Raw genomic sequence first — 14,197 nt, forward strand, 5'->3', positions numbered from 1 at the left:
CTCCCGCTGCCCGAACCCCTCCAACCACAGCCGCCACACCTCATCGCCATGCCGCTCGACCACCGACACCACAACACCTCCACCAAGATCATTCCAGGAGATGTTGCACCCACCCCTTGAGACCAAGCGCGAAAACGGCGCCCCACGGCGGCAATGCCCGGTAGGACATCAGGCCGGCGGTCGAGTTCGCGGCAGATGGTGCGCGAGGGACGGCTCAGAACAGCGGCTCGCCCCAGGTGTCGGTGAAGACCAGCTCGGCCAGCGGCTTGCGGATGCGCGGGCGCAGCTCCTTCTCCTGCAGCCGCTCCGGCATGCCGTCCAAGGTGCCCAGGCCGCCGACCGCGATCGCGACCATCGGCTCGAACTCGGCGGGCACGCCGAACTCGGCGCGCGCGGCGTCCCGGTCCATGCCGGCCATCTGGTGCGCGTAAAGGCCCTCCGCGACGGCCTGCAGCACGAGGTTCTGGGCCGCCAGCGCCAGCCCGTACTCGCCGTAGGGCATCGGCTCGCCGTCCTCGTCGACCACCCGCGCGACGCCGATCGCGAGCGCCGCCGCGTTCGAGGTCCACCCCTTGTTGCCGCGCGACAACGTGCCGTGGATCCGGTCGAAGGTCGCCTCGCCCCGGCGCGCCGCGATGAACCGCGCGGGCTGCGTGTTGCCCCACGACGGCGCCCACCTGGCCGCCTCGAACAACGCCGTGAACTGCCGGTCGCTGATCGCCGTGGCCGGGTCCAGCGCGCGCGGGCTCCACCTCTCGGCCAGCAGCGGGTGCAGCGGCACCGACGTCTCGGCGGGCTTGCTCGCCGGAACCTCGGCGGTGTACTCCTCGGCAGTCACGGGCACCTCCTGGATCGCTAGTGGCGAGTCTGTCCGCCGCCCGCGCCGATGTCCATCAGATCGCGTACTGCCACGCCGTCAGCGAGTAGGCGCCGAACCACGACCCGAAGAACACCAGCAGCACCGCAGTGGTCACCGCCGTCGTCGTCCGGCGCCGGGCCAACCCGATCGCAACCGGGATGAGCAGCGGGAACGCCGGCAGCATCAGGCGGACCTTGGAGTACATCAAGCCGTCCGAACCCAGGTCCAGCACCACCACGGCGGCCGCGAACGCCACCAGCGGCCACGGCATCCGCTGCCGCACGCACAGCACCAGCAGCACCAGCGCGGCCAGCACGATCCACACCGTGAACGTCTCGAGCACCGACTTGTCCGTGGCCAGCGCCTCGATCATGAACTTGAACGTGGCCTGCCCGCCGTCGAACGCCGACGACCAGCCCCGCTGCTGGAGAGCGAAGTAACCGGTGAGGCTGTCCGTCTGCAGCCCCACCCAGCCGATGTAGGCCAGCATCCCGGCCGGCGCCAGCACGATCGCCAGCCACGGGCGCCAGGTGTCCCGGCGGCGCACGATCGCCACCAGCGCGGCCAGCCCGACGACCCCGATCAGCGCCGCGGCCGTCGGCCGCACCAGCCCGGCACCGGCGCAGCACAGCCCGGCCAGCAGCCAGTTCCGCTCGACGACCCCGACCATCGCCCAGATCGCCAACGCGCAGAACAGCGCCTCGGAGTACGCCATCGACAGCACCACGGACATCGGGGCCGCCGCGAACAGCACGACCAGCAGCAACCCGGCGAGGCGCGAGCCGCCGACCAGGCGCCCCAGCCGGGCCAGCCCGTACGCGGCCACCACGCCGCAGGCCAGGCTCGCGGTGATCGCCGCGCCGGTGACGCTGACGCCCGGGACCAGCGACAACGCCATGATCAGCCACGGATAGCCGGGGAAGAACGCCATCGGCGTCTCGGGATAGCGGTTCCCGAAACCGTCGACCATGCTCGGGTCGACGTCGGCGTACCCGTTCGCCGCGATCTCCAGGTACCAGTGGCCGTCCCAGGCCTGCAGGTTGTCGACCAACGCCTCGTCGTTCGCGGCCGACAGCCACGCCAGCACCAGCAGTCCGACCAGCCGGATTGCGAGGTAAACCACAGCAGGGGCGAAAGCGACGATCATCCGGCGCTGCCGCGGCGATCCCCGGCGCGGCCACTCGGGCAACCCTGAGTCCGGTTGTTTCCGCAGCGTAGCCGCGGTGTTTCCAACATCACTCAGAGGTGGATCGATCGCTCCTGGAGGGGTGGACAACCCGGTCCTCCGCTCTTGTCGACAATCGCGTCCCACAGGGTAGTGGCGGCATTTGGGATTGGGGTCGGGCGGTACCGGTTCGGTAGGCTAGTCCGGCAGCGGAGCGACCTGGTAGGAGGCCGTTTCGGCCCGGTGGGCCGACGCTGTCACCTGCCCGGTCGCGGGGCCCTCCGGCCCGCCACGCGGTGTGCCGGGGTGCTCCTTCGTCCACTCGGTGTCAGTGCGGGGACAACCCGCGCCCGGGACGACCGCACGGTCGAGGAGGTTTGTTTCACGTGGCGCTCGTCGTCCAGAAGTACGGCGGTTCCTCACTCGAAAGTGCTGATCGCATCAAACGGGTAGCCGAACGCATCGTGGAGACCCGCAAGGCGGGCCACGACGTGGTCGTCGTGTGCTCTGCGATGGGCGACACCACCGATGAGCTGCTCGACCTCGCCAAGCAGGTCAACCCGGCTCCGCCGGAGCGGGAACTCGACATGCTGCTGACCGCCGGGGAGCGGATCTCCAACGCGCTCGTCGCGATGGCGATCGAGTCGCTCGGCGCGGAGGCACGCTCGTTCTCCGGCTCCCAGGCCGGCGTGATCACGACCTCGGCGCACCAGAACGCGCGGATCATCGACGTCACCCCGGGCCGGGTGCAGGAGGCGCTGGAGCAGGGCCAGGTCGTCCTGATCGCCGGGTTCCAGGGCGTCTCCCAGGACACCAAGGACATCACGACGCTCGGCCGCGGCGGCTCGGACACCACGGCGGTCGCGGTGGCCGCCGCGATGAACGCCGACGTCTGCGAGATCTACACCGACGTCGACGGCGTGTACACGGCCGACCCGCGCATCGTGCCCGACGCCCAGCACCTCGAGCGGATCACCTACGAGGAGATGCTGGAGATGGCGGCGACCGGCGCGAAGGTGCTGCATCTGCGCGCCGTCGAGTACGCCCGCCGCTACGGCGTGCCGTTGCACGTCCGCTCTTCCTACTCACCCAAGCCCGGAACGATCGTGTCCGGCTCAGTGGAGGACCTTTCCGTGGAACAGGCGATGATCACCGGCGTCTCGCACGACCGGTCGGAGGCCAAGGTCACCGTGCGCGGTGTGCCCGACAACCCGGGTGTCGCGGGCCGGATCTTCCGCGTGGTCGCGGACGCCGAGATCGACATCGACATGGTGCTGCAGAACGTCTCCAGCACCTCTTCCGGCCTGACCGACATCACCTTCACGGTGGCGCGCAGCAACGGTGAGGTGGCCGTCACCGAGTTGGAGAAGATCAAGGACGAGGTCGGCTTCGAGCAGGTCGTCTACGACGACAAGGTCGGCAAGGTCTCGCTGGTCGGCGCCGGGATGCGGTCGCACCCGGGCGTCACCGCGACCTTCTGCGAGGCGCTGTCCAACGCCGGGGTGAACATCGACATCATCAACACCTCGGAGATCCGGATCTCGGTGCTGATCCGCGACACCCAGCTCGACGACGCGGTGCGCGCCCTGCACGGCGCGTTCGAACTCGGCAGCGACGAGGAAGCCGTCGTGTACGCGGGGAGTGGTCGCTGATGGCCCAGGAGAAGAAGACGCCGACGCTGGCAATCGTGGGTGCCACCGGCGCGGTCGGCACCGTCATGATCGACATCATCAACAACCGCGAGTCGGTGCCGTGGGGCGAGATCCGGCTGATCGCCTCGGCCCGGTCCGCGGGCAAGAAGATCACCGTGCGCGGCCAGGAGCTCACCGTCGTGGAGCTCGCGCCGGAGGCGTTCGACGGCGTGGACATCGCGCTGTTCGACGTGCCGGACGAGGTATCCGCGCAGTGGGCGCCGGTGGCCGCCGAGCGCGGCGCCGTCGCGGTGGACAACTCCGGCGCGTTCCGGATGGACCCCGACGTGCCGCTGGTGGTGCCCGAGGTCAACGCCGAGAAGGTGCACGAGCGCCCGAAGGGGATCATCGCGAACCCCAACTGCACGACGCTGTCGATGATGGCCGCGCTGGGCGCGCTGCACCGCGAGTTCGGCCTCCGCGAACTGGTCGTCTCCTCCTACCAGGCCGCCTCCGGTGCCGGTCAGGAAGGCATCGACCGGTTGTACGCGGAGATCGCGGCGGTGGCGGGCAAGGGCGTCGGCCAGCGGGCCGGCGACGTCGCCGAGGCGCTGGCCGCGGCCGGGCTGCCGGAGGAGACGCCGTTCAAGGCGCCGCTGGCGCTCAACGTGGTGCCGTGGGCCGGTTCGCGCAAGGACGACGGCTGGACCTCCGAGGAGCTGAAGGTCCGCAACGAGTCCCGCAAGATCCTCGGCATCTCGGACCTGAAGGTCTCCGCGACCTGCGTCCGGGTGCCGGTGGTGACCACGCACTCGCTGGCGGTGCACGCCACCTTCGAGCGCGAGGTGACCGTCGAGCAGGCGCACCGCGTGTTCGAGGCGCAGCCGACGATCGTCCTGCAGGACGACCACGACAACGGCGTGTTCCCGACCCCGGCCGGCGTGGTCGGCGGCGACCCGACGTACGTGGGCCGGGTCCGGCAGGCGCTGGACTTCCCGAACACGCTGGACTTCTTCGTCTGCGGCGACAACCTCCGCAAGGGCGCGGCGCTCAACACCTACGAGATCGCCGAAACCCTCGCGAAGTAAGCCCCACGGGTTCGAAAGGGCGCCTTCCCCCTGGTAGACGGGGGAGGGCGCCCTTTTGTGATATGGGTTCATTCGAACGTGTGTTTGTGTCCAATTCTCCTTGAAGGCCGGAACGGGCGCCCGCCACAGTGGACCCATGAACATCATCTCCCCGCCCGATCACCTGCTGACCCTGGACGAATTCACGGCGCTGCCGGAGGACAGGTCGCGCCATTACGAACCTGCTGGAAGGAGCGCGAATCGGTGGCTGTGCGTATCGGGCTCGATTCGCTCGGCTCATGTGCGCGCGGGGCCGCGACCTGAGCGGCTTGGTTGCGGCATCCGGCGGTTAGGTTGGGGGCATGAGTCATGCTCCGGTCGTCCTCGGAATCGATCTCGGTACCACCGCGACGAAGGTCGTCGCGGCGGGCAGCGACGCTCACGTGCTGCACCAGACCGAGCGCGGGTATCCGCTGCGCACCGAGGAGCCCGGGGAGGCGACGCAGGACGCCGTCCAGGTCCGGGACGCGGCGATCGAGGCGCTGGCCGAGTGCGTGGCCTGGGCGAAGGAGCACGGCCACCCGGTCGCGGCGCTGTCGTTCAGCACCTCGATGCACACGGTCGTCGGGCTCGACTCGGCCGGCGAACCGGCCACGCCGTCGTTCAACTGGGCCGACACCCAGGCGGCCGAGGTGGCGGCGCGGCTGCGGTCCGACTGGGGCACCTCGTCGGCCCTGCACCGGGCCACCGGGACGCCGGTGCACACCCAGTCGGTCATGGTGAAGCTGGCTTGGTTGACCGGAAGTCGTCCCGACCTGACGCGTGACGTGGTGCGGTGGTGCGCGCTGAAGGACTTCGTCGTCGCCGGTTTCGTGGGCGAGTTCGTCACCGAGTACTCGCTGAGCTCGGGCAGCGGCCTGCAGGACATGACGACGCTGCGGTGGCATGAGCCGGCGCTGGAGGTCGCGGGCGTCCGCGCCGACCAGCTGCCGGAGATCCACGCGCCGACCGACACGCTGCCGCTGAAACCGCAGGTGGCCAAGGCCGTCGGCCTGCCGGAGGGGCTTCCGGTGGTGCTCGGCGGCGGCGACGGTCCGCTGGCGAACCTCGGCGTCGGGGCGGTCAGCCCCGGTGTCGCCGCGCTGTCGCTCGGCACCAGCGGGGCGCTGCGGGTGACGCGCGACCGGCCGGGCGTCGACGACCGGTGCCGGACGTTCAGCTACGCGATGGGCGACGGGCTCTGGGTGATCGGCGGTGCCGTGAGCAACGGCGCGGTGGTCGCCCAGTGGGCCTCGGAGACCTTCGGGGTCGACGTCGCGGACCTGCTCGACGAGGCCGCCGCGGTGCCGGCGGGGGCGAACGGGCTGATGGCCCTGCCGTACCTGCTCGGCGAGCGGGCCCCGTGGTGGGAGCCGGGCCTGACCGGCTCGTTCGTCGGGCTGCGGCACTCGCACGGTCGCGCCGAGATGACGCGTGCCGTGGTCGAGGGCGTCGCGCAGCAGCTCGCGCTGGTGCGGGACGCGGTGGTCGATTCCGGGGCCGAGGTGCGTGCGGTGCGGGCCACCGGCGGCGGCTTCCGCAGCGCGTTGTGGGCCGATGCCATCGCCGCAGCGCTCGACATCGACCTGGAGCTGGCCGAGGGCAGCGGCGGTTCCGGGCTCGGCGCGGTGCTGCTGGGCTGGCGGGCGCTCGGCGAGTTCGACTCGCTGGAGCACGCCGCGGAGCTGGTGACGCCGGAGAGCAAGGTCTCGCCGGACCCGGCGGCGGCCCGGGAGATGGCTCGCCGCCGACCGCTGGTGGAGCAGCTGCACGCGACGCTGCGCGACTTCGAGCTCTGACCGACGCCGGTCGGACCCGCCGATCGGTTGAGCCGACTGGTCGCAACTGGTGGACCGGGTGCAGCAATCCGGAGCACCAACCGGGTTCAGTTCTGGTTCAGACCAATTTTTCGGTGGCATACTGGGCCTCGCTATGACCCTCAGCGCGGCCGAGAGCAACCACGCCACCAGCGCGGATGACCCGCGCGAGCGGTTGCGCGCCGTCGGACTCCGGGTCACCAAACCACGACTCGCCGTGCTGCGGTGGCTGGTCGGCCACCCGCACGCGACGGCCGACCAGGTGGCGACCGCCGTGCGCCGGCAGCTGGGTTCGGTGTCCACGCAGGCCGTCTACGACGTGCTCAACGCCTGCAGCAACGCCGGGCTGCTGCGGAGGATCGAGCCCGCCGGTCATCCGGCGCGCTTCGAGGCCCGTACCGCCGACAACCACGACCACTTGGTGTGCCGCAACTGTGGCCGAACCGAGGACGTGGACTGCGTCCACGGTGCTGCGCCCTGCCTGACGCCGTCGTCCACGTCGGGCTACGAGGTGGACGAGGCGGAAGTTGTGTTCTGGGGCTACTGCCCGGACTGCCGCTCCTCGGCGACGTGACCTGGGGTTCTGGGCGCCCGCAGGGCCTGAGCGGGACATGCGGGCGCAGTCGATCAAGTGAGTCCGAACACGGCGTGCCCATTTTCTTGACTGGTTCCAGTTTTCCGATGGCATACTGGAACCCCTCATGACCCGCGGCGAGCACGCTGGGCCGCACCGGCGACGAGATCGCCGCCGAGGTCTAGGGCCGACGACGTCGGCCCGCCGCTGCTGACTGCGGCAACCACCACGAGCGAAGACCCGGGAGCCCCCGTCTCCCGGGTCTTCGCCCGTCCGGGCCGGTGATCGCGTCGGACCACCCTGTCGCTTCAGGTGAAATCGGCCGTCGAGACCGAGGCCGTGATCAATCCACAATGGATGGTGATGCTGAGCATCGCGAAAGCCGGTGCGTGCGCAATATCCACAATGGATCGTGGTCAGTCGCGAGCGTGGGTTCCAGGGGCGTTCTGGGGCTGGCCGGGTTGCGGGTGGTGGTGCCGCTGCGGGTGCCCTTGCTGCGGGCGCTGGGGGCCCGGTTGCGAGTGAGCTCCGCGCTGTGCCGAAGTGCCGTGCGCGCCAGGGGAACCCTGCTGGCCCGAGGGGCCGTGCTGAACCGAAGAGCCATGCTGACCGTGGGCGGATTGCTGGCGTTGAGGATTCTGCTGGTGCTGCGAGCTCTGTGGCTGCTGCGAGCTCTGCGGCTGCTGCGGGGTTTGCGGCTGCTGCGGGCCGTGGGCCAGGTGGAGGATCAGCCGTTCGCAGCTGCGCAGGACCGTGCGGACCGCGTCGCGGTGCGGCCGGTCGTGCAGCGGGTTCACCGCCTGCTCCCGCCAGCGCGACAGCGCCGCGGCCGCTTCGTCGGCCAGATCCACGGCCAGCGCCGTCTCGTCCTGGCCGAGCCGCGCGTGCGGCGCGCTGCCGAACGCTCCCAGCAGCCGCTTCGCTTCCGCTTGCAGCGGGCGGGCGAACCGCACCTGCCCGGAATCCAGCGCCGACAGCAGCCGCAGCTCGTTCCACTCGTGCGCATTCGCCAGCAGCCGCTCGAACTCGCCGCGCAACTGCTGCACGCCGGGACGGGGATTCGCGCGCAGCACCATGTCGACGGCCAGCAACGCCGACCGCGCGCGCAACGCGTCCTGCCGCTCAACGAACTGCTGGTGCACCGTCTCCTGCAGCAGGTTCAGGCCGCTCTCGTCGAGCAGCGCCGACTGCAGCTTCTTCCGCTCTGTCACGCCGCTGCGGATCAGCGTCAACGCCCGCACGACCCCGTAGTGGCCGAACCGTTCGAGGAGGCGCTGCCGGGCCGGTCCCGGCGTCGATTCCATGGTGCTGTTGATGAATCGATCCGCCGAAAGCAGCAGCGCGTCCTGGTCGTTCTGGGGGAGTCGCGCAACGTTGTGCAGAGCCCGGAAGTCGTCGTCGGTCATCGTCGCCACGGCCTGCCCGAGCAGCCCGATCACCGGGATCAGGTGCTGCGCGAACGAACGCAGCGTGGGGTCGTTGCGGTAGCGCTCGGCGATCCGCTCGGCGGCTTCGAGCGCCTCCGCGCCGCCGCTGCCCGTCTCGTCGGCGCGCGAGAACGCGACGATCGTGTTGATCGGCACGCACCGGGCGGTCTGCAATTCGTTGACGGACTGGAGGAACTGCAGGTCCGTCTGCCGCGGGTACCGCGTCAGGTACAGCACCGCGTCCGCCTCGGACAGGATCTGCGCGAGCGCGGAGCGGCCCGTCTCCTGCACCGCCGCGGACGCGACGCCGGGCGTTTCGATCAGCGTGATCGCCTGCAGTCCCGGCGTCGGCGACTCGACGACCAGCCGGGACACCTCGTCCGGCCGCCAGTGCTGCAGGTCGCGGATGGTGCCGGTGTCCAAAGTGGTCACCGGGACGTTCTGCACCGCGCCGTGCGGGGTGTGCACCAGGATCTTCGGTTCCGGCCCGTACTGGTAGAAGGTGCTGACCTGGGTGCGCTCCTCGGCGTCGGTGGGCGCGAGCTCCGCGCCGACCAGCGCGTTGATCAGCGTCGACTTGCCCGCCTTCACCCGCCCGCCGACGGCGATGCGCAGCGGTTGGTCCAGCCTCTCCAGCCGGCCGCGCAGCCACGTCGAGGTGCGCGGATCGTCCCGGTAGAAGGTCATGGTGCGGATCAGCAGCGCCCGGGCGCGTTCCAGCAGGGGATCGCCGCTCATGCCGCGGTGATCCGGTTCTGCGTCAGCATCGTCGCGCGCCGCTGCAGCACCGCGAGTTCTTCCAGCTTCTGCCGGATCTCCCTGGCACGCTGGTCGCGGTCGACCGCGCTGCGCTCCGCCGATCGCTTGATCTCCTGGATGGCCCGGCTGATCTCCATCTGGGCATCTTCGGTGATCTGCATGTAGTGCGCGTGCAGGCCCCGGTGGACGCCGCGAATGGCGTCCCTGGCCTCCTTGTTCACGTGGAAGATGACCTGCTCCACGTAGCGCTGCACGGCGGCCTTGGCCTCGGCCTGGCGGCGGCGCAGCCGCAGGTCCTTGTCCTCGCCGAGGCTCTTGAGGCCTAGCAGCACGCCCGCCGAGATCGACACCACGTTGATCAGCGGCAGGAACGCCGAGGTGATCAGGCCGAACATCAGCACGCCGCCGTAGGAGCCGCGAAGACCGGTGAGGAACTGGTCGAAGCGCTTGTACTCCGAGCCGGGCGGCAGCTTCGGCTCGGGAACCTCGCCCAGCGGTTCCGGCTGCTGGAGCTCCGTCAGGTCGGGCAGGTTGCGCCCGTGTTCGGCGAGCATCTCGTTGGCGACCTGCTCGGCGAGCCGGGCCTGCCGGAGGTCCAGCCACTCGAAGGTTTCGACGATCGCGTCGGTGAGCCGCGCCTCGAGCCAGTCGAGGAACTCGTCCCAGACCTCCAGCGGGTCCGCGGTTTCGAAGGCCTCGTTGACCTGGTGCAACACCGCCCAGCTGCGTTCCCGGAAGTCGAACTCGATGTCGGTGTACAGCTCGGAAACCCCATCGTTGAGCGCCTTCTGCCAACGGGCGGAGACGCGCCGGAGGTCTTCGGCGCGGTGCTGCGCGGTCTCCAGCTCGATCAGGGTTTCGGCCGCGGTGCGCGGGTTCTGCGCCGCCAGCTCGGCGCGCAGCGCGTCGTTGACCTGGGTCAGCGCCTCGGAAACGTTGTGCGCCACCAGGCGCCGGGTCATGTTGTCGTGCTTGCCCGCCATCTCCTTGAGGAATTCCAGCAGCGGCGGGAATCCGGATTCGGCGTTGAGGTTGGCGTCCCTGGCCTGCATCGCGTGCATCCGGATGTTGGCCGAAACCGGGAAGATCTTGGCCGCTATCCCGGCGTTCTCCAGGTGCTTCCGGTTGACTTCGTGGACTTTCCGCCAGTGCGGCGTGCGGTCGATCTTCGGCAGCACCAGCGCGACGTTCGGGCACAGCGCGGTGGCCTGCTTGAGGAACGTCAGCTCGTTGGTGGTCAGTTCCTGGGTGGCGTCGGAGACCATCAGCAGCGCGTCGGCCTCGGCGACGACGGAGAGCGTGGTGGCCGTCAGCGACGAGGACACGCTGCCGACGCCTGGCGTGTCCATCAGGGCGAGGCCGTTCTGCAGCACGGCGCGGGGGATGCCGATCTCGCCGCGGGTGACCGGGCGCCCGAGCGAGAGGGCGCGTTCCAGCTGCTCGCCGACCTGCTCTATCGGCACCGGCACGCGATCCAGGGCGGCCGGGCCGCGCGTCGCCTCGTGCTCGATGAGCAGGGCGGACGGCTCGTCGGAGTACCGGACGAGGGTGGGAACGACGGTGGTGACGTCGTCGCCGGAGGCGCACACGGACGCGTTCACGATGGCGTTGACCAGGGCGCTCTTGCCCTGCTTCGACTCACCGACGACCAGCACGAGCTGCGTCGGGTCGAGCACGCGGGTGCGGATTTGCCGCAGCCTTCCGTGCAGATCAGCGCGTTGCTGCTCGGCACATTCCGCAGTCGCGCGATCGATCAGTTCCACCAACGCCGTCTCGATCACGGCGTCGATTGTGGCGTGCCGCGGCGAATAGAGAAACCCAAACGGCTGAACTCACATCCCAGGCGTGCACTGGGAGTACCAAAAGTGCAAGTTTTCCGAGCGAAAGGCGAAGAATGCCGGGATCCGCGAATCGCGGATCCCGGCATTCAGTTGCTCACTGCGTTCAGAGCACGCCGTCCAGCGGCAGGGCGCTCGTCACGGTGTCGAGAGCGCCACCGGCGACGTCGCCGACGACCGGCAGGTCCTGCGGGGCCGGCAGCGGCAGGGCGGCGGTCACGTCGTCGACCGGCAGGGCCGAGGTCACGTCGTCGACCGGCAGGGCGGAGACGTCGCCGCTGGTGGCGCCACCGGCGATGCCACCCACGGTGTCGACCACGCCGCCGACGACCGGGACGTCGCCCAGGACACCGGTCACGTTGTCGGTCACGTTGGTGACGTCGCCACCGGCGACGTTGGAGACCAGGTCACCGGCGACCGGGATGTTGGTGGCGACCGAGGTGACGTCGCCGACCACGTTGCCCACGACCGGAGCGTTGGTGACGACCGAGGTCAGGTCGCCGTTGCTCACGTTGGTGGTCACGTCGCCCAGCACGTTGGTGACGTTGTTGGCGATGTCGCCGACGACCGGGGCCTCGTTCACGACGTTGAGGACGTCGATGTTGGTCGAGTTGTCGACCACGTTGGTGACGTCGCCGTGCACGACGGTGGCGGCACCCGCGGTCAGGTCGACGCTGGTGTCGAAGACGTGCGTCGCGGTCTGGTTGACCTCGCTGACGGTGTTGCCCACCACGTTGGTGACGTCGCCCAGGGCGAGGCTGTCGCCGACCTGGCCGACGGTGTTGCCCACGACGCTGCCGACGATGTTGCCGTTGGCGATGTCGTTGCCGCTGGCGATGTCGTGGATGCTGATGAAGTTGTGCGAGTCCGTGTCGTTGTGACGCACGTCGATGTCGACGTTGTTCGACGGAGCCGGGGTCGCCGGGACGGCCGGGATGGTGGGCTCGACGTCGCCGTTCTTACCGAAGTCTTCGGCGGGGGCGGGGTTCTTCAGCATGCTCAGATCTTCCTGCTCGTTCGGATGTGCGGGATGCAGTTGGTTGATCGCGACGTGTTGGGTGCTCGCAGCGAACTTCTCGACGCTGCTCTGGAGTGAGCGGTCGTACTCGGTCACGACCTCGACCGGCGCGTAGTCGAGGACCAGTGACGTGGCTTGCAGTACGTCCGTCGCGGTCATGCCCCCGAGGCCGGCCTGATCCAGCGTGGCTTGCGGATCAGAGTCGAAGGCCGATCGGGCTGCCGGATCGCTGACGAGGCGCGTGAGGAACTCGTGCAGCGTCGGCTCGTCCGACGGGCCGGTGGTGGAGTGCGTCCCCGGGTCGGGAGTGGAGGACTCGGCCGCGTGCTGAGGGTTCACCATCGTTGGGCCTCCCGATGCTCAGCGGTTACTCGGCTGGGTGTCCGAGTGAGGTTGCGTGGTCCCTCACTCCTCTGTCGATCACGTTAGGGCGACGGGGCCCCCTAGCCATCGGGTACGACTCCTAGTTATTCGAACCTCTATTAGGGGATCCGGTAGGTGGCCCATTGGGGGGTAGGTTGGGGCATCTGACACCTGTGAGTAACCGAGTACGCGCTAAATTGTGTCCACCCTGCGCCACGAGGGCATCGCCCGATGGTGGCCGATTCGGTAACACGAAGGGATTGCATGCCTTACGTCCTGGGCATTCATCTAGGCGCGACGGCGACCACGGCCGCCATCGCCCGCCGGGACGGCAGCCGATGGGCGGCGGCCGTGCCGGTCCCGCTGGCGGCCGGGCCGGTGGTGCCGACGGTGCTGTGCAAGGTGCAGGACGGCTCGTTCGTGGCTGGTGAAGCCGCCCAACGGCAGGAGATCACCCACCACGAATGGGTCGCCCGCGGCTTCACCGGGCGGCTCGGGGACGACCTGCCGCTGCTGGTGGGCAGCGAGTTCATCCCGGCGCAGCGGCTGGTCGCGACGATGGTCGAGTGGGTGGCCGACGCGGTCGCCCACCGGCAGGGGCATCCCGCCGAGCACATCGCCATCGCGCACAGCGCCACCTGGGGCCCGCACCGCACCCGGCTCGTCCACCAGGCGCTGGTCCAGCTCGGGCTGACCGACGTGACGCTGGTGGCCGAGCCGATGGCCGTCGCCCTGGACTACGCCGCCAAGCAGCGGGTCGCCGAGCACGAGCCGATCGTCATCGCCAACGTCGGCGGCAGCGGCTTCGACGCGACGGTGCTGCGGCGGCGCGAGCGCGGGTTCGAGGTGGTCGGGTCGCCGCTGAACGCCGACCACCCCAGCGGTCAGGACCTGGACGACGAGATCTTCGCCGCCGTGCGCGCCGAGTTCGGCGACCGGCTGGACGCGCTGGACCTCGCCGATCTCAACCAGCGGGCCGCCCTCGCCCACCTGCGCGCGGAGTGCGTCCGGGCGAAGGAAGCGCTGTCGCACCAGTCCGGCGTGCAGCTGCGGGTGGAATTGCCCGGTCTGCGCACGGAATTCGCGTTGTCCCGTTCGCGGTACGAGCAGCTCGCCCGGCCGCACCTGGAGCGGGTTCCCGAGCTGATCCTGCAGGCGGTGCAGTCGGCGACGCTGTCGCCGGACGACCTCGATTCCGTCGTGCTGGCGGGCGGAACCGCGCGCACGCCGCTGCTGAAGCAGCTGGTGGCCGAGCGGGTGCAGCTGCCGCCGCAGGTCGACGTCGCGCCCGAACTGGCCGCGGCCGGCGGGGCCGCGCTGGCGGCGGTGCAGGTGCTTTCCACCGACACCGACCAGGGTTCGGTGGCCGAGACCAGCGTGCTGATGCGCATCGAGGGCCCCGAGGAGTCGTTCGACGACGACGCGGAACCGGTGGAGGCGCCGCGCCCGCCGGTCGACGTGGAGCCGTTGCCGCTGGAACCGCCGGACGAGGACCGGGCGCGGCGGATCAAGATCATTAAACTGTCGATCGCCGCCGTGCTGATCATCGGCGGGCTGCTGCTCACCTACTTCCTGCCCAACAACGCGCCGCTCGGCGGCGTCCTCAGCGCGATCCAGCACATGCGCCAGTGACCCGGATG

The 14,197-nt window shown here is 69.9% G+C and carries 10 protein-coding genes; 5 read left to right on the top strand and 5 right to left on the bottom strand.

The genetic code is table 11. The annotated features are described in order from the left end of the window. Nucleotides 1-214 precede the first annotated feature (214 nt). Together E1288_RS31535 and E1288_RS31540 are read right to left on the bottom strand one after the other, a co-directional pair. Nucleotides 215-838, bottom strand: coding sequence for a nitroreductase family protein (locus E1288_RS31535; protein WP_132491740.1), 624 nt, complete (start codon nt 836-838; stop codon nt 215-217). Nucleotides 839-893: 55 nt separating this feature from the next. Beyond that, nucleotides 894-2,006 carry a mannosyltransferase family protein gene (locus tag E1288_RS31540; RefSeq protein WP_132491742.1) on the bottom strand — a complete coding sequence of 371 codons (1,113 nt, stop codon included), beginning with the start codon at nt 2,004-2,006 and terminating at the stop codon, nt 894-896. Nucleotides 2,007-2,410: 404 nt separating this feature from the next. Between E1288_RS31540 and E1288_RS31545 the strand changes: the two genes are divergently transcribed. The 4 genes from E1288_RS31545 (at nt 2,411) to E1288_RS31560 (ending at nt 7,152) form a co-directional block, all read left to right on the top strand. Beyond that, on the top strand, nt 2,411-3,676 hold the full coding sequence (locus E1288_RS31545; protein ID WP_132491744.1) for an aspartate kinase: 1,266 nt from the start codon (nt 2,411-2,413) through the stop codon (nt 3,674-3,676). After that, a complete protein-coding gene (locus E1288_RS31550; RefSeq protein ID WP_132491746.1) occupies nt 3,676-4,743 on the top strand; it encodes an aspartate-semialdehyde dehydrogenase in 1,068 nt (355 codons plus the stop codon). Before E1288_RS31545 ends, E1288_RS31550 begins: the two co-directional genes overlap by 1 nt. Nucleotides 4,744-5,084: 341 nt before the next feature. After that, a complete protein-coding gene (locus E1288_RS31555; RefSeq protein WP_132491748.1) occupies nt 5,085-6,560 on the top strand; it encodes a gluconokinase in 1,476 nt (491 codons plus the stop codon). Between the two features lie 133 nt (nt 6,561-6,693). After that, nucleotides 6,694-7,152, top strand: a complete 459-nt coding sequence (locus E1288_RS31560; protein ID WP_132491750.1) for a Fur family transcriptional regulator — start codon at nt 6,694-6,696, stop codon at nt 7,150-7,152. Between the two features lie 416 nt (nt 7,153-7,568). On the opposite strand, the gene E1288_RS31565 is transcribed toward E1288_RS31560, so the two are convergent. The 3 genes from E1288_RS31565 to E1288_RS31575 form a co-directional block, all read right to left on the bottom strand. Next, complete coding sequence (locus tag E1288_RS31565) at nt 7,569-9,317, bottom strand: dynamin family protein (protein WP_235883930.1); 1,749 nt, start codon at nt 9,315-9,317, stop codon at nt 7,569-7,571. Continuing rightward, nucleotides 9,314-11,119: a dynamin family protein gene (locus tag E1288_RS31570; RefSeq protein ID WP_132491752.1), complete on the bottom strand. Its 1,806-nt coding sequence runs from the start codon at nt 11,117-11,119 to the stop codon at nt 9,314-9,316. Before E1288_RS31570 ends, E1288_RS31565 begins: the two co-directional genes overlap by 4 nt. A 163-nt stretch (nt 11,120-11,282) precedes the next feature. Further along, the gene (locus E1288_RS31575) at nt 11,283-12,536 is read right to left on the bottom strand and encodes an IniB N-terminal domain-containing protein (protein ID WP_132491754.1); all 1,254 of its coding nucleotides are present in this window, start codon (nt 12,534-12,536) and stop codon (nt 11,283-11,285) included. Between the two features lie 285 nt (nt 12,537-12,821). On the opposite strand from E1288_RS31575, the gene E1288_RS31580 reads away from it, so the two are divergent. Beyond that, on the top strand, nt 12,822-14,189 hold the full coding sequence (locus E1288_RS31580) for an Hsp70 family protein (protein ID WP_165968359.1): 1,368 nt from the start codon (nt 12,822-12,824) through the stop codon (nt 14,187-14,189). Nucleotides 14,190-14,197: the final 8 nt, after the last annotated feature.

Origin of the sequence: Saccharopolyspora elongata, from assembly GCF_004348985.1 — a bacterium.
GTDB classification, from domain to species: domain Bacteria; phylum Actinomycetota; class Actinomycetes; order Mycobacteriales; family Pseudonocardiaceae; genus Saccharopolyspora; species Saccharopolyspora elongata.